The organism is Pseudomonas petroselini (assembly GCF_045037875.1).
Taxonomy (GTDB): Bacteria; Pseudomonadota; Gammaproteobacteria; order Pseudomonadales; family Pseudomonadaceae; genus Aquipseudomonas; species Aquipseudomonas petroselini.
The window spans coordinates 3,669,453-3,692,938 of the sequence record NZ_CP173614.1; the positions used below are offsets into that span (position 1 = coordinate 3,669,453).

A 23,486-nucleotide genomic window follows, 5' to 3' on the forward strand; every position below is an offset into this window, starting at 1 on the left:
TAGATATCAGTCTGCTTCTGATCTTAGGCGCCCCGTTAAACACGCTGGCTGGAGTGAGGGCACACCGAGCCTACGTTCTATGACCGACAAGTTCTGTAATAAAAACGCCATTGCGCTGGGGATTACCTGTGCGCCGGGCTATTTTGGTGCGTCTCAATAACTAGAGTAGCCATGGATGAAATACCAACCCTTCAGCCGTACCTTGATTGCCACAGCCCTGGTGTTGACGGTCAGTGGTGTGCACGCCGCTTCCCAGGCCCCGGTGGCCGGTGAAAATGGCATGGTGGTGACGGCCCAGCATTTGGCCACTCATGTGGGCGTGGATGTGCTCAAGGCCGGCGGCAACGCGGTCGATGCTGCTGTAGCGGTGGGCTATGCGCTGGCCGTGGTGTACCCGGCGGCGGGTAACTTGGGGGGTGGCGGTTTCATGACCGTGCAACTGGCGGACGGGCGCAAGACCTTCCTCGATTTCCGCGAAAAAGCCCCGCTGGCGGCCACCGCCAATATGTACCTGGACAAAGACGGCAACGTCATCGAAGGCCTCAGCGCCAAGGGCCACTTGGCCGTCGGCGTACCCGGCACCGTGTCGGGGATGGAACTGGCCCTGAGCAAATACGGCACCCTCAAGCGCGCCCAGGTCATCGCACCGGCGATCAAGCTGGCGGAAAACGGCTTTGCCCTGGAGCAAGGTGATATCGACCTGCTGCACACCGCCACCGGCGAGTTTGAAAAAGACAAGGACATGCGCGCGATCTTCCTGCACAACGGCCAGCCGCTGCAGGTGGGTCAGAAACTGGTGCAGAAAGACCTGGCCAAGACCCTCAAGGAAATCTCGGCCAAGGGCACCGACGGTTTCTATAAAGGTTGGGTCGCCAAGGCGCTGGTGGATTCCAGCCAGGCCGGCAAGGGCATCATCACCCAGGCGGACCTCGACAAATACAAGACCCGTGAGTTGGCACCCATCGAGTGCGACTACCGTGGCTACCACGTGGTCTCGGCACCGCCACCAAGCTCGGGCGGCGTGGTGATCTGCCAGATCATGAACATCCTCGAAGGCTACCCGATGGCCGACCTCGGCTATCACTCGGCCCAAGGCCTGCACTACCAAATCGAAGCCATGCGCCACGCTTATGTGGACCGTAACAGCTACCTCGGCGACCCGGACTTCGTGAAGAACCCGATCGAGCACCTGCTGGATAAAAACTACGCGACCAAACTGCGCGACGCCATCGAGCCGCAAAAGGCCGGGGATTCCCAGGCCATCAAGCCGGGCGTATCACCTCACGAAGGTAACAACACCACCCACTATTCCATCGTCGACAAGTGGGGCAATGCGGTGTCGGTGACCTACACCCTCAACGACTGGTTCGGCGCGGGCGTGATGGCGAGCAAGACCGGGGTGATCCTCAACGATGAAATGGACGACTTCACCGTCAAGGTCGGCGTGCCGAACATGTACGGGCTGGTCCAGGGTGAAGCCAACGCCATCGCGCCGGGCAAGGCGCCGCTGTCGTCGATGAGCCCGACCATCGTGACCAAGGATGGCAAGGCTGTGATGGTGGTGGGCACGCCAGGTGGCAGCCGCATCATTACCGCGACCTTGCTGACCATCCTGAATGTCATCGACTACAAGATGAACATCCAGGAAGCCGTGGACGCGCCGCGTTTCCACCAGCAGTGGATGCCGGAGACCACCAACCTTGAGACGTTTGCCGTGAGCCCGGACACCCAGAAGATCCTGGAAAGCTGGGGCCATAAGTTTGCCGGTCCGCAGGATGCCAACCACTTGGCGGCGATCCTGGTGGGCGCGCCGTCGCTGGGTGGCAAGCCGGTGGGTAACAACCGCTTTTATGGGGCGAATGACCCGCGTCGTAATACGGGGCTGTCGCTGGGGTACTGACGGGGGGGCGGGCTTGTCGATTCTTCGCGCCGCCCGCGCTGGGTTGCGTAGCAGCCCCAATAAAAACACCGCGTTCTGCCTGACAGAGCGCGGTGTATGGTTTTAGGGCTGCTACGCAGCCCAGCGCGGGGCAAGCCCGCTCACTACAACAGCTTTTCTACTGCGGTGAATGCGGCGCTCCGGCGTTTTTCCCAATTTCCCCTGATGACCACGATGGGTTGCTGGTGCTGCTGCATCCAGTCCAGGCTGTCCTGGAAAAACGCCCTGCGGTCGGCCAGCTCAGGTTGGCAGCGTTGCCCATCGGCAGTCCACTCCACATCTTCCGGCGACAGCAGCAGGTGCAGGTCGTAGTGCCGAGCCAGCAGTTCGTCGTCCAGCCAGGCCGGGTAGTCGCCAAACAGGGTCTGGCTCCACAGTTTGTTGGTCAGCAAGTGCGTATCGAGGATCAGCAGGCGGGGCTGTTCGGCGCGGGCGGCGTCTTCCCAGGCGAGTTGGCCACGGGCGATGGCCGGGATATCCGCAAGGCAGGTATCACGCTGGTGATGGTCGATGAATTCGCGCACGTATTCACGCACCATCAACCCGCCAAACTGCGCTTGCAGCTCCGTCGCCAGCCAACTTTTACCACTGGATTCCGGCCCGGCCAGTACCACCACCTTCATGCGTGCAACGCCGGGTCGGCGCGCCATTCGCGCCAGCCTTGCACGGCGATCACGGTAAACAGCGCGTAGAGCGCGGCGGTGAGGTAGAGGCCTTTGTAGACAAACAGCCCGACGAAGATCACGTCCACGGCAATCCACAGTGGCCAGCACTGCACGCGCTTCTGCGCCATCCAAAGTTGCGCCACCAGGCTGAAACCGGTCAGGGCGGCATCCAGCCAGGGTTGGGCGGCGTCGGTCCAGTGCGCCATGGCGGCGCCGAGCAGCAAGCTGCCGATTGCCCCTACCGCCAGGCTGGCCATGATCGCCGGCACACCGAGGCTGGTCACTTGGCGGCCCTGCTGGACCTCGCCGGCGCGGGTCCACTGCCACCAACCGTAGACTTGCAGCGCGGCGTAGACCACCTGCAAGAGCATGTCGGAATAGAGTTTTACGTCGAAAAACACCCAGGTGTACAGCAACACCATCACCAGCCCGATGGGCCAGCACCAAGGGTTCTGCTTGACCGTCAGCCATACGGCGATCACCCCCAGGGCGGCGGCGAACAGTTCAAGCCCGGACATGGTGGTTCCTTGGGAGAGTGGGAGAGGGCGGGGATTGTAACCAAAGAAGGTGGGTGTAGGAATTGGCTGTTGTGGTGAGCGGGCTTGCCCCGCGCTGGGCTGCGCAGCAGCCCTAAAACCAATCGCCGCATACTGTCGGCAATACGCGGCGTATTTATTGGGGCCGCTACGCAGCCCAGCGCGGGGCAAGCCCGCTCACCACAACAAGCCTGCTCATCACAATAGGCCTGCTCACCACAACAAGCCCGCCCACCACAAAACTACACTTTGAATTGGCGCAGCAGGCCGTCGAGTTGTTCGCTCAACCCGCGCAATTGCGCACTCGCCACGCTCGACTGTTCCGCCGCCAGCGCCGTGCTGTGGGACAAACCGGCGGCCTGGGTGACGTTCTGGTTGATGTCTTCCACCACATGGGCCTGTTGCAGGGTGGCGCTGGCAATCGACGCATTCAGGCCGTTGAGGTTATTCAGGGCTTGCCCGATGGCGGTCAGGCTGGCGCCGGCCTGGCCGGCCTGTTCGATGGTCAGTTGCGAGGCGCTGTGACTGTCGCTGATCACTTTGACCGCCGCTTCCGAGTGGCCTTGCAGGCGCTCGATCATACCCTGGATCTCGGCGGTGGACTTTTGCGTGCGCTGGGCCAGCAGGCGCACTTCGTCGGCCACCACGGCAAAGCCACGGCCTTGTTCGCCCGCGCGTGCCGCTTCAATCGCCGCGTTAAGGGCCAGCAGGTTGGTCTGGTCTGCAATGGAGCGGATGACCTCGAGCACGCTGCCGATCTGGGTACTCTCGGCGGACAGGGTGCGAATCACTTCCACCGCCTGGCTGATGGTGCCCGAGAGCTGGTCGATCTGCTGCAGGCTGCCGTCGATGTTGACCTGGCCTTGCTGCGCCTGGGCCTGGGCATCGCGCATTTCGCTGGCGGCGTGTTCGGCGTTCTTGGCCACGTCCTGCACGCCGTAGGTGACTTCGTTGATGGCCGTGGCCACCAGTTCCATCTGCTGGGACTGTTGCTGGCTGCGGTCATGGGCCTGGGTGGCGTTGGCGCCCAGCTCTTGCGAGGACTGGCCCAATGCGTTGGCGCACGCCTGCAACTGGGTTACCACCAGACGCAGCTTGGCGGTAAAGCTGTTGAAGTGTTGGGACAGTTGGGTGACTTCGTCCTGGCCATGGGTATCGAGGCTGCGGGTGAGGTCGCTTTCGCCGCTGGCGATGTTGCCCATGGCATTCACGGCGTCCTGCAGCGGGCGCACAATGCTGCGGGCGATCAACGACACCAGCAACGCCATGACCACCGCGATGCCCAAGCCGATAAACGAGGCTTTCCAGACCTGGGCGCTGAACTCGGCCTGTACATCATCCACGTAGACCCCGGAACCGATGATCCAGCCCCACGGCTCGAACAGTTGGATATACGAGGTCTTGGCCACGGGCGCTTCGGCACCCGGCTTCGGCCAGCGATAGTTGACGATGCCCGCGCCCTTGGCCTTGGCCAGGATCACGAATTCGTTGAACACGGCAAACCCGTCAGGGTCGCGGATCGCCGACAGGTTCTGGCCGTCGAGCTTGGGGTTGGCCGGATGCATGATCATCACGGGCGTGAGGTCGTTGATCCAGAAATAGTCGTCATGGTCGTAGCGCAAGCCGCGCACCGCGTTCATGGCTTGTTTCTGGGCGGCTTCGCGGGTCATCACGCCGGTGGTTTCGAGGCTGTGATAAAACGTCAGGATACCGCTGGCGGTCTGGACCACGTGTTGGGTCTGCAGGCGCTTGGCCTGGTAGAGGTCGTCATGGATCTGCTTGAGCATCAGCAAACCCAGGGCCATCAGCATCAGCACGGCGACTATCAGGATCAGCCAGAGCCGTCGGCTGATCGACATATTGCGCAAACTGTTCATCGTCCTGTCACTCCGGGCTTTTTATAATTGTGGGCGCCACATCGACTTTTACGCCTTGTCTGATAGGCTTTCGGCCTGTAATCGAAAAACCTGAGTACTGTCTGATTTTTCACAGGATTTTTGCAGCGCGGGGTTGAAACTCAGCGCTGTGTCTTGTCGTCAGTGAACCATTAAAAAGATTAACAAGGCTTGCCGTAGAGCAAGACCTTTGGGGGAAGTATGGATTTTTGGACCGCCATTCAGGCAGTGATTCTTGGCGTTGTGGAGGGGCTTACCGAGTTCCTGCCGATTTCCAGCACCGGCCACCAGATCATCGTCGCCGACTTGCTCGACTTTACCGGCGACCGTTTCAACGCGTTCAACATCATCATTCAACTGGGCGCCATCCTGGCCGTGGTGTGGGAGTTCCGGGGCAAGATTTTCGAAGTGGTCAGCGGCCTGCCGACCCAGCGCAAGGCCCAGCGGTTTACCGTCAACCTGCTGATCGCCTTTATGCCGGCGGTGGTGTTGGGGGTAATTTTCGCTGACGTGATTCACCACTACCTGTTCAACCCGATCACCGTGGCCACGGCCCTGGTGCTGGGCGGCATCGTCATGTTGTGGGCCGAGCGTCGTGAACATGAAGTGCATGCCGAGACCGTCGATGACATCACCTGGAAAGACGCGCTCAAAGTCGGCCTGGCGCAGTGCCTGGCGATGATCCCTGGCACCTCGCGTTCGGGCTCGACCATTATCGGCGGCCTGTTGTTCGGGCTGTCACGCAAGACCGCCACCGAGTTTTCGTTCTTCCTGGCCATGCCAACCATGGTCGGCGCGGCAGTGTATTCGGGCTACAAGTACCGTGACCTGTTCCAGCCGGCGGACCTGCCGGTGTTCGTCATCGGCTTCGTGACCTCGTTTATCTTCGCGATGATCGCGGTCAAGGGCCTGCTCAAGTTCATTGCCAGTCACAGCTATGCCGCGTTTGCCTGGTACCGCATTGCGTTCGGTTTGCTGATCCTGGCGACCTGGCAGTTTGGCTGGATCGACTGGACCGCGGCCAAGGCATGATGATCCAGCACCCACGCCTAAAGGCGGCGATCTTTGTGCTGCTGTGCGCGGCGCCGTTGTTGGGTTCGGTATTGGTGTGGCAGCGTGGCGAGACGCTGATCCCGCTGGTGGCCTATGGCGTGGTCAGCGTGATCGCGTTCTTCCTGTACTGGAGCGACAAGCGCAAGGCGCGCACCGACAGCTGGCGCACGCCGGAAAATATCCTGCACGCCGTCGAGCTGGCAGGCGGTTGGCCGGGCGCGTTGATTGCGCAGCAGGTGTTCCGGCACAAGACGCGCAAGGTGTCCTACCAGGTGCTGTTCTGGGTGATCGTGTTGCTGCACCAGGTGTTTTGGCTGGACCAGATGTTCCTCGGCGGTACCCTGGTTTCAATCCTCTAGCAACAACCCGATCTGCGTGCGCTTGGGCAGTTTGCTCACCACCAACTGGTGGGAGCGCTGCAACAAGCCACGCAGCTCCTCGGCGCTTAGCGGGTAGGGCGTGTTCATGATGATCCACTGCGCACGTGCCAGGTACGGCGCCGGGTGGATGCCCGGGCGGTCCACGTGGCCGAGGAACAATTCCTTGTCGACCTTGAACGCCAGCGAGTCACCGCGCAGGTTTTGCAGGGCGAACATCTTGTTGCCGGCAATCGAGAATACCCGCACGCCGCCCCATTTGTAGTCCTCCCGCGCGCCGGGCAGGCTCAGGCAGAAGGTCGCGACTTGGGCTTCGGTCATCTTCATAGCAGGCGGTCTCCACAGCCTTTGAAACCTTCTTCCAGGTAATCGATCCAGGCGCGAATGGCTGGCAACACGCCACGGCGATGCGGGTACACCGCTTGCAGCCAGCCGCCCGGCAACGACCACTCCGGCAGCAGTTGTACCAACTGGCCGCTGGCCAGTTCGGCTTCACAGTACATCATCGGCAGTATGGTGAAGCCCAGGCCCATGATGGCGCTGGCTTTGCGCACGATAAAGTCGTCGATACCCAGCCGGGCCTCCATCGCCAGGTCGTGGGCATGGCCCTGCGGGTCGATAATGCGCTGATGCACCAAGCGATCCGCCTCCAGCGCCCCGAGGATCGGCAATTGCTTGAGGTCCTCAAGGCTGGCCACCTGACGACCGAGCATCAACGCGGGGCTGGCCACCAGCACGGTCTGCGCCTGACGCAGGCGCTTGGTGACCAGCAAGGGGTCTTCATCACCGAGCTCGCGCACACGCAGGGCCACATCGATACCCTCGGCCACCAGGTCGACGCGGCGGTTGACCAAGGTCATCTCCAATTGCACCTGAGGGTGGGCTGCGAGAAAACCCGCGACCAGTTCCGGCAGGATGTGCTGGGCCATGCCCACCGGGCAGCTCACCCGCAGCCGCCCACGGGGCTCGCTGGACATGCTGGCGACGGCCTCATCGGCCATTTCCGCTTCCAGTAGCATCGCCTGGCAATGCCGCAGGTAACGCTCGCCGACGGCGGTAAGCGTCAATTGGCGGGTGGTGCGTTGCAGCAGGCGCGCGCCGAGGCGTTCTTCCAGCTCGGCGATGCGTCGCGACAATCGGGACTTGGGAATCCCCAGCAGGCGCCCGGCCGCCGCGAAGCCGCCGGCTTCCACGACTTTGGCGAAATAGTAGAGGTCGTTGAGGTCTTGCATGGTCAGCCTATTGTCCTGTCAGTGGGACAAACTATCGCATTTTAGCTGACTTATCGACTATTCGTTTGATGCGTAGGATCACCACCATCTGATCGCCCCTGTCGATCCCACCTCGGAGATCCACCATGAAACTGTTGCATATCGATTCCAGCATCCTCGGCGACAACTCGGCGTCCCGTCAGCTCAGCGCCGGCGTGGTCAAGGCCTGGCAAGCTGCGGAGCCGGGTGTGGAAGTGACCTACCGTGACTTGGCCAGCGAAGGCATCAACCACTTCTCCGGCGCGACCTTGGGCGCCCTGGGTACCGCTGCCGAGCTGCGTGATGCCGCGCAAAAGCATGAGGCCGAGCTGAGCGCATCGTCGCTGGCCGAGTTCCTCGCCGCCGATGCGGTGGTGGTGGGTGCGCCGATGTACAACTTCACTATTCCAACCCAGTTGAAAGCCTGGATCGACCGCATCGCCGTCGCCGGGCAGACGTTCCGCTACAGCGAAGCCGGTCCGGAAGGCCTGTGCGGCAACAAGAAAGTCATCATCGTGTCCACGTCCGGTGGCATGCATGCCGGGCAAGCCACGGGTGCCGCCCATGAAGGCTACCTGAAACTGCTGTTTGGCTTCCTGGGCATCACCGATATCGAGATCGTGCGTGCCGAAGGCCTGGCCTACGGTGACGAAGTGCGCAGCAAAGCCCTGAGCGACGCCAACGTACTGATCAACGAACAATTGTTCGCCGCCGCGTAAGGCTTGTGTAAATTTCGCCCTTCCTCGGTTTCAATCTGAAGCCGGGCGCCTAAACTCTGTATTCTGCTCGCCTGAAAACGACCGGAGTACGGAGTTTTTTCGTTTACCCGCTGTCATTACTTTGGCCCAGGTTGTGCAAGCATGGGTTTAACAACCTGGACGTTTCTTCGATATGTCGGTTCTCACGCAGCAAAGGTGGACATCCCCATGATGCGTCTTTGTGCTGTTATGGTTCTTTCCCTGCTCGGCGGCCTGATTTCAGTGCACGCTGCGCCGGCACCGCACCCGCATTGGAGTGTGGGTTTCCATCGCATGACGTTTCTTGATCCGCTGGACCTGCAGCCGATGAAGGCCGTGGCCTTTTACCCGTCCACCGGGCTTGAGCACACCACACAATTGGGTGCGTACCACGTCGCTGCCACCGAAGACTCCAAGATTGCCATCGGCCGTTTCCCGATGTTGATGTTGTCCCACGGCAACACTGGCACGCCCCTGGCCCTGCATGATCTGGCCACCTCATTGGCGCGCAAAGGCTTCGTGGTGGTGGCGGTGTTGCACCCCGGCGACAACTACAAGGACCACAGCCGCCTGGGCACGGTGAGTAACCTGTATGGCCGGCCGATTCAGATTTCCGAAGCGATCACCGCGACCTTGGGCGACCCGATGCTTTCGCCGTTCGTCAACATCGACCAAGTGGGGGTTATCGGTTACTCCGCCGGGGGCGAGACCGCGTTGATCCTGGCCGGTGCCAAGCCGGAGTTCGACCGGTTGCGCCGTTATTGCCAGGAGCGCCCGGAAGACCGCGACGCCTGCACCACCAAGGGCGAACTGGTGGTGGACCGTGACGACCTGCAACCGCAGTCCGACCCGCGTATTCATGCCTTGATGCTGATGGCACCGCTGAGCCTGATGTTTGGTCGCCACACCCTGGCGGATGTGCATGTGCCGGTGCTGCTCTACAGCGGCGACGGCGACAAGCTGGTGGCCGTGGACAAGAACGCGGCGGCCCTGGCGCGCAAACTGCCGGAACCGCCGGACTTCAAACTGCTGGCCGGGGCCGGGCACTTCGTGTTCATGGCGCCGTGCGACAGCGATCAGTTGGCCGCAATGCCGGCGATTTGCACCGATGCCGATGGCGTCGACCGCGAGGGCATTCACCGCGACCTGATTTCCGAGGCGGGGCGTTTTTTCAGCCACACCCTCGGCCAATCCACCCGCGCCGGTTTGCAGACGGCTGATCAGTAAGCGCGGCGCTTGAGCAGTAGCGTCAGGCCCAGTGCGATCACCGACAGCAGCGCCGCGCAGAAGAAGATCCAGCCATAGCCGAGGTTCAGCGCCACGGCGCCCATCAATGGCCCGGCAATCGCCAGGGCCAAATCAAAGAACACCGCATACGCACTCAGTCCCGCGCCACGGCTGCTGTTGGGCACCTGCTTGATGGCTTCCACACCCAGTGCCGGGTACACCAGTGACAAGCCAAAGCCGGTCAGCCCGGCCCCCATCAATGCCACCCCGGTGGACGGTGCGAGCCAGAGCAGCGTCAGGCCCAAGGTCTCGATGGTCATGCAGGCAATCGCGGCACGGAAGCCACCAAAGCGGCTGATGGCCGAGATAAACACCAGACGCGACAGGATAAAGCACACGCCGAACACGGTCAGGCAGTACGCTGCGCCGGCCCAGCCGCGATTGAGGTAATACAGGGTAATAAAGGTGGTGAGGGTGCCGTAGCCGATAGATGCCAGGCACAGGCTGGCGCCAAACGGTGCGATACGCCCGAATACTGCCCAGAACGGCAGTCGCTCACCGCGCACTACCGGCACCGAGGGTTTGTTGCGGATCAGCACCAGGCCCAATGCGGACAACACCGACAGCGCAATGCCGAGGCTGTTGTAGCCATACTCGGCCACCATCACCACGCCCAGCGGCGCACCGATGGCGATGGCACCGTAGGAGGCAATGCCGTTCCACGAAATCGAGCGCGCCGTGTGTTCGGCACCGACGGCGCCCATGCACCAACTGATGGTGCCCACGCCGATCAGCCCTTGGGCTACGCCCAGCAACAGCCGCGCGACGATCAGAATGCCCAGGCTCAATGACGGCAGGCTGTCCACCAGCGTCGCGAAAAACGTCAGCACGCCACTCACGAGGATCCCCGCCAACCCCAACACGATCGCACGTTTGGTGCCGACGGTGTCGGACATGCGCCCGGCCATGGGGCGGCTGAGCAGGGTGGCCAGGTATTGCGAGCCGATCGTGACACCGGCCACCACGGCGCTGAAGCCCAGTTGTTCGTGCACATAGCCTGGGATCACCGCAATCGGCAGGCCGATGCAGATAAAGGCGATAAAGGTGTAGAAGACGATGGAGACGATCTTCAGGGTGATCGACATTGAACTGGGAGCGGCGGCAGGCATGGGCACTCATTCGCGGGCGGGCGGTGAGGGCATGATGGCAAGGGCCAGGGGGAAAAGAAAGCAGGCTAACTACTTTGCCTGATGAACAGGTGTGTTGTTGTGGTGAGCGGGCTTGTTGTGGTGAGCGGGCTTGCCCCGCGCTGGGCTGCGAAGCGGCCCCAATAAAAAACACCGCGTTCTGTCTGACAGAGCGCGGTGTTCTTTTTTAGGGCCGCTTCGCAGCCCAGCGCGGGGCAAGCCCGCTCACCACAGCAAGCCCATTCACCACAACAAGCACGCTCACTACAAGGGGTGTTTTAGAACACCACGCCTTGGCTGCGCAGGTAGTCATCGTAGGTGCCGCTGAAGTCGATCACGCCATCGGCGCTCAACTCGATGATGCGGGTGGCCAGGGACGATACGAACTCGCGGTCGTGGCTGACGAAGATCAGCGTGCCTGGGTAGTTTTCCAGCGCCAGGTTCAGTGCTTCGATGGATTCCATGTCCAAGTGGTTGGTCGGTTCGTCCATGATCAGCACGTTCGGCTTTTGCAGGATCAGCTTGCCGAACAGCATGCGACCTTGCTCACCACCGGAGATCACCTTGACCGACTTGAGGATCTCGTCGTTGGAGAACAGCATGCGGCCCAGGGTGCCACGGATCACTTGCTCGCCTTGGGTCCACTGGCCCATCCAGTCGAACAGGCTCATGTCGTCTTCGAAGTCGTGGGCGTGGTCCTGTGCGTAGTAGCCCAGTTCAGCGGCTTCGGTCCACTTGATGCTACCGGCGTCCGGCGTCAGTTCGTTGACCAGGGTGCGCAGCAGGGTGGTCTTGCCAATGCCGTTCGGGCCGATGATCGCCACGCGCTCGCCCGCTTCAACCTGGAAGCTGAAGTCCTTGAACAGCGGCTTGCCATCGAAGCCTTTGGCCATGCGCTCGACGATGACCGCCTGGCGGTGCAGCTTTTTGGTCTGTTCGAAACGGATGAACGGGCTCACGCGGCTCGAAGGCTTGACCTCGGCCAGTTGGATCTTGTCGATCGCCTTGGCGCGGGAGGTGGCCTGCTTGGCTTTCGAGGCGTTGGCCGAGAAGCGGCTGACGAAGGATTGCAGTTCGGAGATCTGCGCCTTCTTCTTGGCGTTGTCCGACAGCAATTGCTCGCGGGACTGGGTCGCCACGGTCATGTACTCGTCGTAGTTGCCCGGGAACAGGCGCAGCTCGCCGTAGTCCAGGTCAGCCATGTGGGTGCACACGCTGTTCAGGAAGTGACGGTCGTGAGAGATGATGATCATCAGGCTGGAGCGCTGGGTCAGGATGTTTTCCAGCCAGCGGATGGTGTTGATGTCCAAGTGGTTGGTCGGTTCGTCGAGCAACAGCACTTCAGGATCGGAGAACAATGCCTGGGCCAGCAGCACACGCAGCTTCCAGCCTGGGGACACTTCGCTCATCGGGCCAAAGTGCTGTTCCAGGGGAATACCCAGGCCCAGCAGCAACTCACCGGCCCGCGATTCGGCGGTGTAGCCGTCCATTTCGGCGAACTCGGTTTCCAGCTCGGCCACGGCCATGCCGTCGTCTTCGCTCATTTCCGGCAGCGAGTAGATACGGTCGCGCTCGGCCTTGACCTTCCACAGCTCTTCGTGGCCCATGATCACGGTGTCGAGCACGGTGAATTCTTCGTAGGCGAACTGGTCCTGGCGCAGTTTACCCAGGCGTACATTCGGCTCCAGCATGACCTGGCCGCCGGACGGATCCAGGTCGCCGCCGAGGATTTTCATGAAGGTCGACTTGCCGCAACCGTTGGCACCGATCAAACCATAACGGTTGCCGGCGCCGAACTTGACCGAGACGTTCTCAAAGAGCGGCTTGGCGCCGAACTGCATGGTGATGTTAGCTGTGGAGATCAATTACTTTACCTATCAATGGGTTGCGAGCGTGACGGCAGGAGCCTTCAGGCATGCGTCAACAGCGACATCAAGGCGCGAAACCCGGTCGCTGAGCAGAAAATTTGGGATGTGTGTTGGAATTTGGCGCGCATTGTCGCATATGTCAGGCGACAGTTGTATGTCGAGCGAAGGAAGGTTTCTCCAACGTCTCCGGCATCGCCAGCCATAACAGCGCCAAGGCCAGCGCCGCCACGCCGGCCAGGGTCAGGAATGCCGCGTTGTAGCCGGCCTCTTGCACCACAAAACCTGCCAGGCTGCTGCTCAGCGCCGCGCCCAGGCCAAAGACGGTGGAGAGGGCGCCCAGGCTAACGTTGAAGCGGCCGGTGCCTTGGGTCAGGTCCTTGACGATCACCGGGAACAACGCGCCGAAGATGCCTGCGCCGATGCCGTCGAGCATTTGCACGGCCACCAGCCAGTAAGGGTCGCTGGACAGGGTGTAGAGCACGCCGCGCAACGGCAGGATCATGAAGCCGGCCATCAGCAACGGCTTGCGTCCCCAGATGTCGGCCTTCAACCCAACCAGCCAGGCCATCGGCACCATCACGAGTTGCGCGGCGACGATGCACGCCGACGTCAGCGGGGTGGCCATGTGCAGGTTGATCTGCGCCAGCTTTTGGCTGACCAACGGCAGCATCGCCGCATTGGCCAGGTGGAACAACGCGCAGCAGATGGCGAACAACAACAGCGGGCGGTTCGCCAGCAATACCTTCATGCCGGACGGTTGCTCATGATCGGTGTGATGCGCCGGGTCGAAGCCTCGGGCGACGTCGTGGTCGATCGCCTCGGCCGACACGCAACTGATCGCGACGATACTGGCCACCGCCATAAAGGCCATCAGGTAGAACACCACCACCGGCCCGAACAGGTAGGCCAGGCCGCCGGCCAACAACGCGGCCACGGCATTGCCGGCGTGGTTGAAGGTTTCATTGCGCCCTGTGCGGCGGGTGAACGCGCGGGGGCCGGTGATGCCCAGGGAGATCGCGCTGATCGCTGGGGCAAACACGGACGCGGCAACGGCGCTGGCAGCCTGGGTAAGGGCGACCAGGCTGAAAGAGCTGACAAAGGGCAGCAGCAGGCAACTGGCGGTGACCACGATGGCGGCCAGCGCAATGACCGCGCGCTTACTGCGGGTACGGTCGATCAACGCACCTGCCGGCCCCTGGGTGAGCAGCGCGGCGATACCCGCCAGGGTCATGACCACGCCGATACTGGCCGGGTCCCATTTGTGCACGGCCAGCAAGTAGATGGCGAGGTAGGGACCGAGTCCGTCGCGCACATCCGCCAGGAAGAAGTTCAGGCTGTCCAGGGACAGGGTATTACGCAGGTCGGAATGTTTGGCCACGGCGAGAACTTCTGAGGCGGCGTTCAGGGGTTGAACACTCACAGCGTAAATGACCTACAGGCGTGGCGTTAAGTTTCGCCCGTTTCTCGGGGTTTTAATCCGCAGGCACTTGGCTTATTTTCAGAGCCCCATTCAATGGATTATCTGGAGACGCAATGGACATGCCCTCACCTCAACAGGCGGTCGCCTGCAACAAGGACGCCTGGGACCAATCTGCCAGCCTGCACAAAACCACCGACACTTGGAATGCGCTGCTCAGCGGTGTCGGCAAGCCTGATTTTTCATGCCTGGACCCTACCATCACCCGCGTGCTGCAAGACGTAGGCGTGGCCGGTAAAGACGTGGTGCAACTGTGTTGTAACAATGGTCGCGAGAGCCTCTCGTTGTTCAGCCTTGGCGCGCGCTCGGTGGTGGGAGTGGACCAATCGCCCGCGTTTCTGCAGCAGGCCCGTGAGCTGGCGAGTGTCTCGCCGCATAACCCTGAGTTCGTGGAAAGTGATATCCATCAGCTGCCGCACGTGTTGCACGAGCGTTTCGATATCGCCTTGGTGACCATCGGTGTGCTGGGCTGGATGCCGGACGTGGCGCTGTTCATGCACCACGTTGCCAGCACCCTGAAACCCGGCGGCACGCTGGTGATGTACGAAACCCATCCGTTCCTGGAGGTGTTCGATCCTCGCGCGCAAAACCCATTCCTGCCGGCCAGCTCCTACTTCCAGCGCGAGCCCTTTGTGCTGCAGGAGTCAATTGTTTATGAAGGCCAGGGCGAGATTGCCGGGCCCACCTCTTATTGGTATGTGCATACCTTGGGCGACTTGGTAAACGCCGCGATCTGCGCGGGCTTGCAGATCAGCCACCTGGAGGAATATGCCCATTCCAACCGCGAAGAGCTTTACGACCAGTACGAAGACCAGCCTGCGCAATTGCCGATGTGCTTTACCTTGACGGCCATCAAGCGTGCCGATTGAGGCGTCATTCCACAGGCAAAAAAAAGCCCACGAAAGGACGCGGGCTAAGGGATTCACTAGAGATTCACTGGAGTAGGTAGGCTTCACCCTATAGACCCGAAAGTGAAGGCCCTGTGAAAATACTGTCACAGGTTCGTAAGGCGTCGTTCAGGAGCGCCGCACGAACGTGCGCATGGTTTGACCTGGGCCAGTACTGAATACGATTGGTCTGGGCATACTTTCATCGGCTGCAATGAACACAAACTCATCCCCTTCGAGGCGATAACTGGCAGGCAAGTGTTTGCCGGCGTCATCCCCTATGGAGTCGACCCAGGTAATGCCCTTGGGAACGGTGCTGCTGTCCAGGAAAAACCGGCCAGCCAGCAATACCTCGCCACTGACGGTTTTCACTTCGAAGCGGTCGCCGCTAATCGTGGTGATTGCGCCGGGGGCGCTGTGCGCGTCGACGGGATTAAGCACGCCGCTGTCTTCGAGTGAGGTTTGCTCCCAGGCACCTTGGAGGGCTTGAAGGTCTGAGTCGGAAATGGATGACATACAAATTCCTTTTTGCTGAGGGGGTGAAGGCCTGATGCGTAGTCAAGCGTAGGAAGGGTCCTGTTTTTTATTTTCTTATGCAATTTTTCGTTATGAACACAGGCAATTGGCGTACTTTGCCTGCCCTCCGGGTAACGTCTTGTAACGGAGCGTCAATGCTCTGGGTGTCGGTCACTAATGACACCCGTGTCACTGAAATGAAACCGCTTGCTGCTTAGGCTGACGTTTCAGTGAATTGGGTGGCTCCGTTACCGCAGAGGGCCATGCGTGTCGTGTGGCCGGACGTTGCCCCCTGTTTATTCAGTTGTTGATCAGGTCTGTTGTCGGACGCTGAATTTCAACTCACCAGGGTGTAAGACATTTGAACAACACTCCCCAGCTGCATCAATACTTGCCTACGGATGAAATTGATCTGTTTGAACTGTTTCACGCGATCTGGAAGCAAAAAAAACTGATCATCGGTTGCACGATTCTGGCGGGCCTTCTGGGAGTAGGTTACGCGTTCCTTGCGCCGAGGGTTTACCAAGTCAGCAGTGTGTTGCGGCCTGCGGCAATCAATGAGCTGGATGCACTCAACCGCTCCGAAGTCTACAAGTTACCGCCGGCCGATGCGCTGGCCAAAGTCGGTGCACAGCTGGATTCCTACGAAACGCGGCTGGGCTTCTTCAGGGCCAACCTGCCTTTGTTCGAGGCCTTTCAACAACCTGGGCGAAGCCTGGAACAGAGCTTCGAAGCGTTCAATCAGAACGCTATCAACTTGGTGGGCGCAGATCCCAAGAAACCCGACGCACTCAACAATTACCTCCGCTTGGAAATGCAGTACCCCAATGGGATTGATGGGGTGGCGATTCTAAACGGGTTAGTAGCCTATGCGATCACGCAGCAACGCGAGCAAGTGGGCGCGGACCTCAAGGTGATCGTGAACAACCGCCTGAACGAGCTCAAAGGCAAGATCGACGCTGCACGCGCCAACTACGAAACGGGCAAAGCGTCAAAAATCGCCAGGTTGCTGGAGGCGGATAAGGTCAAGCGCGCTCAATTGAAGGATGAACTCTCCGCGCTGCGCTTGCAGATGAGAATGCAACGCGTCAGCCGCCTGGCAGAATTGGCCGAGGCTATTTCCATCGCCAAGTCCATCGGCATCAACAGCCCCACCACGCCTTCCGCCATGGGAGCCAGCGCGGTTCGTGGGGCCGGCCAGGTGATGCGCACCGAAGTCACCAACCAGAAAATCCCGCTGTACTTCATGGGCACCGAGGCGCTGGAGGCCGAGCGCACAGCGTTGGCGCAACGTTCCAATGATGACTTCACCAACAATCGGGTTGCCGAAATCAGCAAGGAGTTGCGCATGCTTGATGTCAATCGCGAAGTGGAGGTGCTCAACAGCCGTAAGGATGAGGACATATTCCTGCAAGGTGTGGAGCCACTGTGGGCGGAGGAGGCCCGGCTGCGCGGCCTCAGTATCGATATGAGCGCGCTGAAGTTGGTGACGGTGGACCGCCAGGCGCAGGAACCGCTGGGGCCGATCAAACCGAAAAAAGCCCTGATTATTGCATTGAGCCTGATGGCAGGGCTGATGCTCGGTGTTTTGGTGGCGTTGATTCGGCATTTCGCACAAGTGCGCCGGGAGAACGGGCCATTTTCGGTGATCGATGAGCGTCGTTTACCCCCTCGGTAAGATGGATTAACCGCACCGCGGGCGTGCCCCTGAGCAAGCCCGCTCAACACATTCAGAAGACAGCTTTTCACAATTCTTAGTTAACTTTTGGTTACAAACTGTGGCTAAATAACTGCCAATGGCAACGCACCGATCTCTCAGACGGTGGTGCCGATTGTGTGAATTGTGATTTCAGGTGCTGCTATCCATCCTCGGCCGTCGTGGGCACGCAGGAGCAGCCTGTTCTCTTCTGACGTGTGACGAAATCCCTTGAAGCTCATCATTGTTGTTCTTTACGTTGCCTCGATTGCGTATGTCCACCTGCGTGGCCGGGTGCGACACAAGCTGGGCCGCCAGCTCAGTGATCATTCGACCTTTCTCGCCCCGATCAACTGTTTTCTCTATCTCTTCTCCAAGCTGCCCAGCCGGCCCTACCTGTCGCCCAGCGATTTTCCCGACCTGAGCCCGCTCCAGGAACACTGGGAAGAAATCCGCCAGGAAGGCCAGAACCTGATGCGCGCCGGGGAAATCAAGCGTTCGGACCAATACAACGACGTCGGCTTCAATTCGTTCTTCAAGTCGGGTTGGAAACGCTTTTACCTGAAATGGTATGGCGACAGTCACCCGTCGGCGATGAAGCTGTGCCCGCGCACCACGGCGTTGGTCCAGAGCATCGGCTCGATAAAGGCCGCGATGTTTGCCGAGCTGCCGCCGGGCTCAAAATTGGTACGCCACCGTGATCCGTATGCCGGCTCGTATCGCTATCACCTGGGCCTGGATACGCCGAATGACCCAGGTTGCTACATCAACGTGGATGGCGAAAGCTACTCCTGGCGTGATGGCGAGCCGGTGATGTTCGACGAGACTTATATCCACTACGCGGAAAACACCACACAGCAGAACCGCATCATCCTGTTCTGCGACATTGAGCGTCCGATGAAGTACCGCTGGGCGGCGGCTTTCAATCGTTGGTTCAGCCGTACCGTCATGGCCGCTGCGGGTTCGCCCAATGATGACGGTGACAAGACCGGTGGGCTCAACCGCGCGTTCACGCGGCTGTACAAGATCCGTCTGCGTGGCAAAGAGCTGAAAAAGCGCAACCGTACCCGTTATTACCTGGAAAAGTGGGCGATCTTCGCTGGTTTGGCAGCGATCTTCCTGCTGATCTGATCGTCACGTTGGGCGCCATTCACACCGGTGGACGGGCGCCCAATTTGTCCCACATCTTCTTGCTGAGTTTCTGTCGGTTGGTATACCCGGCCCAGGGATCAGCCTTCAAACCGTTCAACCGCTGCTGCACATTGGCGACAGTCCATTGCTGCGCGCTGCGTAAACCCTTCAACTCCTCACGGCTGATCGGCACCGACACCGGCAGGCCTGGGCGTGCCCGCACGGAGTAGGCCGCCACGGTGCTGGCGCCCCGCGCGTTGCGCAGGTAGTCGATAAAGATCTTGCCGACGCGGTTTTTGGGCCCTGACGTCGCGGTAAAACGCTCGGGCAGTTGCTCGGTCATGAACTGGGCGATGGCCTTGGCGAACGCCTTGACGGTGTCCCAACCGTCGCGGCGCGCCAGGGGCACGACCAGGTGCAGTCCCTTGCCTCCGCTGGTCTTGACGAACGCTTGCAGCCCCAGTTCATCCAGCACCGACAGGGTCAGTTGCGCCGCTTCCAGCATGGCTTTCCAGGGCAGCGCCGGGTCCGGGTCGAGATCGAGCACAAACAGGTCGGGGGTTTCGATCTTGTCTGAGGTGGCGCCCCAGGTGTGAAATTCCACGGCGCCCATTTGCACGGCACCGATCAACGCGCGGGCGCTGTCGATTTCCATCAGGCGCGCATGCCCTGGGTCGAGTGCCTGATCCAGGTGCTTGATGTTGGGAATGGCCAGGCGCTCCGAATGTTTCTGGAAGAATGGCTCGCCTTCGATGCCTTCAGGTGCTCGCAGCAATGAAACAGGGCGGTGGCGCAGGAAGGGCAGGATCCACTGGCTGATGCTGTCGTAGAACTGCGCCAGTTGCTGCTTCCGGGTGCCGCTTTGCGGGTCGATCACCCGGTCGGGGTGGGTGATAGTTACCGCAGCGCTGGTTTTTTTCGCGGGTTTCATGGCGTTGGCCGTTCGTGGTTGCTCGTGAATGATCTCGGCGGCCGGTTTGTCGCTGCGCAGCCCCACGAATGCCGCCTGGCGGACCACACCTTCCCGGGTCCATTCGGCGAATTGCACCTCGCCAACCAACGTCGGCGCCACCCAGTGCACGCCACGGGCCTGGGCGCTGCTCAGCGGCTTTTCCAGCGGCGATGCCTTGCGTTCCAGGGGCTTGAGTTGCGCGTAAATCGCTTTCAGTGCCGCGTGATCAAAGCCTGTGCCCACACGCCCGGCATACACCAGCCCGGCATCGTCATTCACCGCCAGCAACAGCGCGCCGAAACCACTGCGTGAACCCTGTGGCCGGGTGTAGCCGACGATCACGAACTCCTGGCGCAGGCGGCATTTAAGCTTGATCCAATCGGCACTGCGACTCGACACATAGGGGCTGCCCAGGCGCTTACCGATCACGCCTTCCAGGGCGAGGTCACAGGCACTTTCGAAGATGTCGCGAGGGTGGGCGGTGAAGGCTTCGGAGAATCGCAGTAACTTGCTTCTGCTTGCGGCCAGCGCGTCCTTGAGCGCGGCGCGGCGTGTCTCCACAGGCGCCTGGCGTTGATCCTGGCCGTTGAGGAACGGCGCATCGAACAGGTAGTAGACAATGTCCAGGCTGCGGCCGATATCGAAGGCGTTTTGCAGCGCCTGGAAGTCTGGCAGGCCGTCGCCGTTCAGGCTGACCACCTCGCCGTCGAGCCAGCTGTCCTTGAGCTCGAGGGCCTGCAGGGCCTTGACCTGGCGCGGCAGGCGTTCGGTCCAGTCATGGCCGTTGCGGGTGAACAGGCGCACCTCGCCGTCGCGAATGCGCGTGAGCATGCGGTAACCGTCGAACTTGATTTCGTACTGCCAGTTGCCTTCGGGGGCGCGGTCGACCAGCGTGGCCAATTGTGGGTTGAATTGTTCGGGGAGGGCGGTTGCCGCTGCTTGTTGTCGCGTGGCTTTGGTGCTGGGCTTGGCGTTGGATTTAACGTTGAATTTAACCTTGGATTTACCTGCCGAGGCGTCGCTGACCACGCTGTCCGGTTGAGCCTGAACGATGTCGTAGTCGTCTGCCGGGCGTGCCTGCGCGTCCTTTTCCTTGATCAACAGCCATTGTTCCTTGTCGCCGCTGCCCTTCAGGCGGGTGCGCACCAGCGCCCAGTCGCCGGAGAGTTTTTCGCCGACCAGGGTGAATGTGAGCTTGCCGGCGGCGTAGGCCTTACGCGGGTCATCATGGGGCTGCCAGATGCCGCGATCCCACACAATGACGTCGCCGGCGCCGTATTGGCCGGCGGGAATACTGCCTTCGAAGCTGCCATAGCTGAGGGGGTGATCTTCCACGTGGACGGCCAGGCGCTTTTGGCTCGGGTCCAGGCTCGGGCCCTTGGGCACCGCCCAACTGAGCAGCACGCCGTCGAGTTCCAGGCGAAAGTCATAGTGCAGGTTGCGCGCGTCATGTTTCTGGATCACAAAAGACAGCGCCGACGCGTTGCGTTTGCCGGCAGGTGCACAGCCTGCCGGTTCGCCGGTAACGCCGAAGTCGCGCTTACGGTTGTACTCGCTGAGGGGCTTTGGCATGGGTCATGAGGCCTTGGTGGATTTCTTCGCCGCCGGCTTCTTGGCGGGCTTGCCGGCCAGGCTGCGCTTGAGCAGTTCCGTCAGGTCGATCACGTCGGCGGACTTGCGCGCTTCGCTGTCCTGGCTGGTTTCCACGTCTTCGATCTTGCCGGCCTTGGCCTTCTTGGCCACCAGCGCCATGATTTTTTCCTGGAAACTGTCACGGTAGTCATCCGGCTGCCAGTCGGCGCTCATGTCTTCTACCAAGCGCTTGGCCATGTCCAGTTCGCCCTTGGCTAGGCTGGGTTTGGTCACGTCGCTGCCCAGTTCCAGGTCGTCTAGGCTGCGGACTTCGGCGGGCCAGCGCAGCATCACCAGCACCAGCGCCGATTCCAGTGGCATCAAGGCCGCCAGGTGCTGCTTGGTGTGCAGCACCACATTGGTCAGCGCAACTTTGCCGGTTTTTTTAAGGGTTTCCCTTAGCAGCGCGTAGACCTTGCCGCCCCGTTTATCCGGCGCGAGGAAGTAGGGGGTGTCGATGTTCTGCAACGGGATCTGGTCACTGGCGACAAACGCGATGATTTCGATGGTCTGGGTCGACTTGGGGTGGGCCGAGCGGATTTCCTCTTCGCTGAGCACCACATAGCGGCCTTTTTCGAACGCAACGCCTTTGACGATGTTCTCTTTCGTCACCTCTTTACCGGTGGTCTTGTTGATGCGCTTGTAGCCCACCGGGTCCATGCTGCGCTTGTCGAGCCAGTCAAAGTCCACGCCCTGTGATGACGTGGCCGAGACCAGCGAGACCGGGATATGCACCAGGCCAAAGCTGATGGCGCCTTTCCAGATTGCCCGTGGCATAGGTGCGATTCCTTAAGTAGAGGCTGTGTTCTGGTGACTCGGACGCTGTACGAAAAGTTTCCACCGACAGATGCGCGGACAGATCGTGTTACACCTGATGAGAAACTATTTAGTGTCGAAAGCCGAACCCTAGGCGTAGCGTGTTATCGAAAGCAGGTAATCCTCGCCCTGAGAGGTTTCGTCATGAATAGCGGTATGCGTCACGTTGCAGTGCTGCTGGTGGGCCTGGCCCTTGCGCCTTTGGCGCATGCGCAAAACCTGCCCGGCAACAACAACGCCAACAACGGCCCGATCCACCGGGCCAACCCCAATAGCATGCAGGGCACTCAGCCCAATGCGCCGGCCATTCGCGGTATCCAGACCGGGCCGACCACGCGCACGCCGACCCTGGAGAACGGCGGTATCGGCAATCGTTACCCGCAACGCGATGCCGCCCCCAGCCGTCCGACCACCGAAACCAAAGCCCCCACCTATGATGCCAACGGCAATCGCCGGTAAGGATTCCGCCTTATGTTTCTACGCAAAACCCTTCTAGCCGCTCTTTGTGCAACCACGTTGCTGCCGTTGACCACGGCTTTCGCCGCCGACGCCCAGCAGTTTCCCAGCGAACAAGGCAGCATTACCGCCACCCCCATCGCCAAAGGCCTCGATCACCCGTGGGCAGTGGCCTTTCTGCCGGACAAGCAAGGCTTCCTGGTTACCGAACGTCCTGGCCACCTGCGTTTTGTCAGCCCGGACGGCAAGCTCTCCGCGCCGCTGAAAGGCGTGCCTGAAGTATGGGCCAAAGGGCAGGGCGGCCTGCTGGACGTGGTGCTGTCGCCCGACTTCAAGCAGGACCGCATGGTCTACCTGTCCTACGCCGAAGGCGGCGGCAAGGGCGGTACGGCCGGCACTGCGGTGGGCCGTGGTCGCCTGGCGGCTGATCTCAGTGGCTTGACCGACTTCACCGTCATCCTGCGCCAGGAGCCGAAGCTGTCCACCGGCAATCACTTCGGTTCACGCCTGGCCTTTGACCGTGATGGCTACCTGTTCGTGACGCTGGGGGAAAACAACGATCGCCCGACCGCCCAGGACCTGGACAAATTGCAAGGCAAGGTCGTGCGCATCTATCCGGACGGCCGCGTGCCGGACGACAACCCCTTTGTCGGTCAAGAAGGCGTGCGCCCGGAGATCTGGTCCTACGGCCAGCGCAACCCTCAGGGGCTGGCGTTGAACCCCTGGAGTGGCACGATCTGGGAAAACGAACACGGCCCGCGTGGCGGTGATGAGATCAACATCATCGAGCGGGGCAAGAACTACGGTTGGCCGCTGGCAACCCACGGCATCAATTATTCGCTGACACCGATTCCCGAAGCCAAGGGCAAGACGCTGGAAGGCACAGTGCCGCCGCATCACGTCTGGGAAAAATCACCGGGTATCAGCGGTATGGCGTTTTATGATGCGGATCGCTTCAAGCCTTGGCAGCACAACGTGTTTATCGGTGCGCTGGTCGACCAGGAGTTGATCCGGTTGCAGTTTGATGGCGACAAGGTGATTCACGAAGAGCGCTTGTTGGGAGGCTTGAAGGCGCGGATCCGCGATGTGCGGCAGGGACCGGATGGGTTCTTGTATGTGCTGACGGATGAGGATGATGGGGTTCTGTATCGGGTAGGGCTGAATCAGGACTGAAGTGCCGTAGCCGCAC

At 60.8% G+C, this 23,486-nt stretch carries 21 protein-coding genes; 10 read left to right on the plus strand and 11 right to left on the minus strand.

Annotated features, from left to right (window positions below):
- Window positions 1–175 precede the first annotated feature (175 nt).
- On the plus strand, window positions 176–1,900 hold the full coding sequence (ggt, locus tag ACI512_RS16825) for a gamma-glutamyltransferase (protein WP_231809316.1): 1,725 nt from the start codon (window positions 176–178) through the stop codon (window positions 1,898–1,900).
- 143 nt (window positions 1,901–2,043) lie between these two features.
- On the opposite strand, the gene ACI512_RS16830 is transcribed toward ggt, so the two are convergent.
- The 3 genes from ACI512_RS16830 to ACI512_RS16840 all read right to left on the minus strand — a co-directional run bounded on the left by ACI512_RS16830 (window position 2,044) and on the right by ACI512_RS16840 (window position 5,017).
- On the minus strand, window positions 2,044–2,562 hold the full coding sequence (locus tag ACI512_RS16830) for an AAA family ATPase (RefSeq protein WP_236381784.1): 519 nt from the start codon (window positions 2,560–2,562) through the stop codon (window positions 2,044–2,046).
- On the minus strand, window positions 2,559–3,122 hold the full coding sequence (pnuC, locus tag ACI512_RS16835) for a nicotinamide riboside transporter PnuC (RefSeq protein ID WP_102060432.1): 564 nt from the start codon (window positions 3,120–3,122) through the stop codon (window positions 2,559–2,561). Before pnuC ends, ACI512_RS16830 begins: the two co-directional genes overlap by 4 nt.
- A gap of 260 nt (window positions 3,123–3,382) precedes the next feature.
- Window positions 3,383–5,017 carry a methyl-accepting chemotaxis protein gene (locus ACI512_RS16840; RefSeq protein WP_236381782.1) on the minus strand — a complete coding sequence of 545 codons (1,635 nt, stop codon included), beginning with the start codon at window positions 5,015–5,017 and terminating at the stop codon, window positions 3,383–3,385.
- Between the two features lie 219 nt (window positions 5,018–5,236).
- Between ACI512_RS16840 and ACI512_RS16845 the strand changes: the two genes are divergently transcribed.
- Entirely contained in the window at window positions 5,237–6,067 is an 831-nt protein-coding gene (locus ACI512_RS16845; RefSeq protein ID WP_012723992.1) for an undecaprenyl-diphosphate phosphatase, read from the plus strand.
- Window positions 6,064–6,447 carry a DUF1294 domain-containing protein gene (locus ACI512_RS16850; protein ID WP_012723993.1) on the plus strand — a complete coding sequence of 128 codons (384 nt, stop codon included), beginning with the start codon at window positions 6,064–6,066 and terminating at the stop codon, window positions 6,445–6,447. The genes ACI512_RS16845 and ACI512_RS16850 overlap by 4 nt, the downstream gene beginning before the upstream one ends.
- Here ACI512_RS16850 and ACI512_RS16855 read toward each other — a convergent pair.
- Together ACI512_RS16855 and ACI512_RS16860 are read right to left on the minus strand one after the other, a co-directional pair.
- The gene (locus ACI512_RS16855) at window positions 6,436–6,792 is read right to left on the minus strand and encodes an MmcQ/YjbR family DNA-binding protein (protein ID WP_236381780.1); all 357 of its coding nucleotides are present in this window, start codon (window positions 6,790–6,792) and stop codon (window positions 6,436–6,438) included. The two genes, ACI512_RS16850 and ACI512_RS16855, sit on opposite strands and share 12 nt — an antisense overlap.
- Window positions 6,789–7,697 (minus strand): LysR substrate-binding domain-containing protein, encoded by a 909-nt coding sequence (locus ACI512_RS16860; RefSeq protein WP_231809317.1) that lies wholly within the window; start codon window positions 7,695–7,697, stop codon window positions 6,789–6,791. The genes ACI512_RS16855 and ACI512_RS16860 overlap by 4 nt, the downstream gene beginning before the upstream one ends.
- Before the next feature lie 125 nt (window positions 7,698–7,822).
- On the opposite strand from ACI512_RS16860, the gene ACI512_RS16865 reads away from it, so the two are divergent.
- Together ACI512_RS16865 and ACI512_RS16870 are read left to right on the plus strand one after the other, a co-directional pair.
- Window positions 7,823–8,434, plus strand: coding sequence for an FMN-dependent NADH-azoreductase (locus ACI512_RS16865; RefSeq protein WP_012723996.1), 612 nt, complete (start codon window positions 7,823–7,825; stop codon window positions 8,432–8,434).
- Window positions 8,435–8,641: 207 nt separating this feature from the next.
- Window positions 8,642–9,679 (plus strand): dienelactone hydrolase, encoded by a 1,038-nt coding sequence (locus tag ACI512_RS16870; RefSeq protein ID WP_236381778.1) that lies wholly within the window; start codon window positions 8,642–8,644, stop codon window positions 9,677–9,679.
- Here the strand turns inward: ACI512_RS16870 and ACI512_RS16875 are convergent.
- The 3 genes from ACI512_RS16875 to ACI512_RS16885 all read right to left on the minus strand — a co-directional run bounded on the left by ACI512_RS16875 (window position 9,673) and on the right by ACI512_RS16885 (window position 14,112).
- A complete protein-coding gene (locus ACI512_RS16875) occupies window positions 9,673–10,848 on the minus strand; it encodes an MFS transporter (RefSeq protein ID WP_236381776.1) in 1,176 nt (391 codons plus the stop codon). The genes ACI512_RS16870 and ACI512_RS16875 overlap by 7 nt on opposite strands.
- 296 nt (window positions 10,849–11,144) lie before the next feature.
- Window positions 11,145–12,731: an ABC-F family ATPase gene (locus ACI512_RS16880; RefSeq protein ID WP_080567188.1), complete on the minus strand. Its 1,587-nt coding sequence runs from the start codon at window positions 12,729–12,731 to the stop codon at window positions 11,145–11,147.
- Between the two features lie 142 nt (window positions 12,732–12,873).
- Window positions 12,874–14,112: an MFS transporter gene (locus tag ACI512_RS16885; protein ID WP_012724087.1), complete on the minus strand. Its 1,239-nt coding sequence runs from the start codon at window positions 14,110–14,112 to the stop codon at window positions 12,874–12,876.
- Between the two features lie 155 nt (window positions 14,113–14,267).
- On the opposite strand from ACI512_RS16885, the gene ACI512_RS16890 reads away from it, so the two are divergent.
- Window positions 14,268–15,080, plus strand: a complete 813-nt coding sequence (locus ACI512_RS16890; RefSeq protein ID WP_236381774.1) for a bifunctional 2-polyprenyl-6-hydroxyphenol methylase/3-demethylubiquinol 3-O-methyltransferase UbiG — start codon at window positions 14,268–14,270, stop codon at window positions 15,078–15,080.
- Between the two features lie 147 nt (window positions 15,081–15,227).
- On the opposite strand, the gene ACI512_RS16895 is transcribed toward ACI512_RS16890, so the two are convergent.
- Window positions 15,228–15,614: a TIGR03067 domain-containing protein gene (locus ACI512_RS16895; protein ID WP_236381772.1), complete on the minus strand. Its 387-nt coding sequence runs from the start codon at window positions 15,612–15,614 to the stop codon at window positions 15,228–15,230.
- A 361-nt stretch (window positions 15,615–15,975) separates the two neighbouring features.
- Here ACI512_RS16895 and ACI512_RS16900 point away from each other — a divergent pair, with 361 nt between their 5' ends.
- Window positions 15,976–17,292 (plus strand): Wzz/FepE/Etk N-terminal domain-containing protein, encoded by a 1,317-nt coding sequence (locus ACI512_RS16900; RefSeq protein ID WP_236381770.1) that lies wholly within the window; start codon window positions 15,976–15,978, stop codon window positions 17,290–17,292.
- Between the two features lie 249 nt (window positions 17,293–17,541).
- Window positions 17,542–18,441: a lipid A hydroxylase LpxO gene (lpxO, locus tag ACI512_RS16905; protein ID WP_046034230.1), complete on the plus strand. Its 900-nt coding sequence runs from the start codon at window positions 17,542–17,544 to the stop codon at window positions 18,439–18,441.
- A gap of 19 nt (window positions 18,442–18,460) precedes the next feature.
- Here lpxO and ligD read toward each other — a convergent pair whose 3' ends face one another.
- Both ligD and ACI512_RS16915 read right to left on the minus strand, forming a co-directional pair.
- Entirely contained in the window at window positions 18,461–20,965 is a 2,505-nt protein-coding gene (gene ligD, locus ACI512_RS16910) for a DNA ligase D (protein WP_405121224.1), read from the minus strand.
- A 3-nt stretch (window positions 20,966–20,968) separates the two neighbouring features.
- Complete coding sequence (locus ACI512_RS16915) at window positions 20,969–21,802, minus strand: Ku protein (protein ID WP_236383775.1); 834 nt, start codon at window positions 21,800–21,802, stop codon at window positions 20,969–20,971.
- A gap of 183 nt (window positions 21,803–21,985) precedes the next feature.
- On the opposite strand from ACI512_RS16915, the gene ACI512_RS16920 reads away from it, so the two are divergent.
- Together ACI512_RS16920 and ACI512_RS16925 are read left to right on the plus strand one after the other, a co-directional pair.
- The gene (locus ACI512_RS16920) at window positions 21,986–22,300 is read left to right on the plus strand and encodes a hypothetical protein (RefSeq protein ID WP_236383774.1); all 315 of its coding nucleotides are present in this window, start codon (window positions 21,986–21,988) and stop codon (window positions 22,298–22,300) included.
- 12 nt (window positions 22,301–22,312) lie between these two features.
- Entirely contained in the window at window positions 22,313–23,470 is a 1,158-nt protein-coding gene (locus ACI512_RS16925) for a PQQ-dependent sugar dehydrogenase (protein WP_236383773.1), read from the plus strand.
- Window positions 23,471–23,486 lie beyond the last annotated feature (16 nt).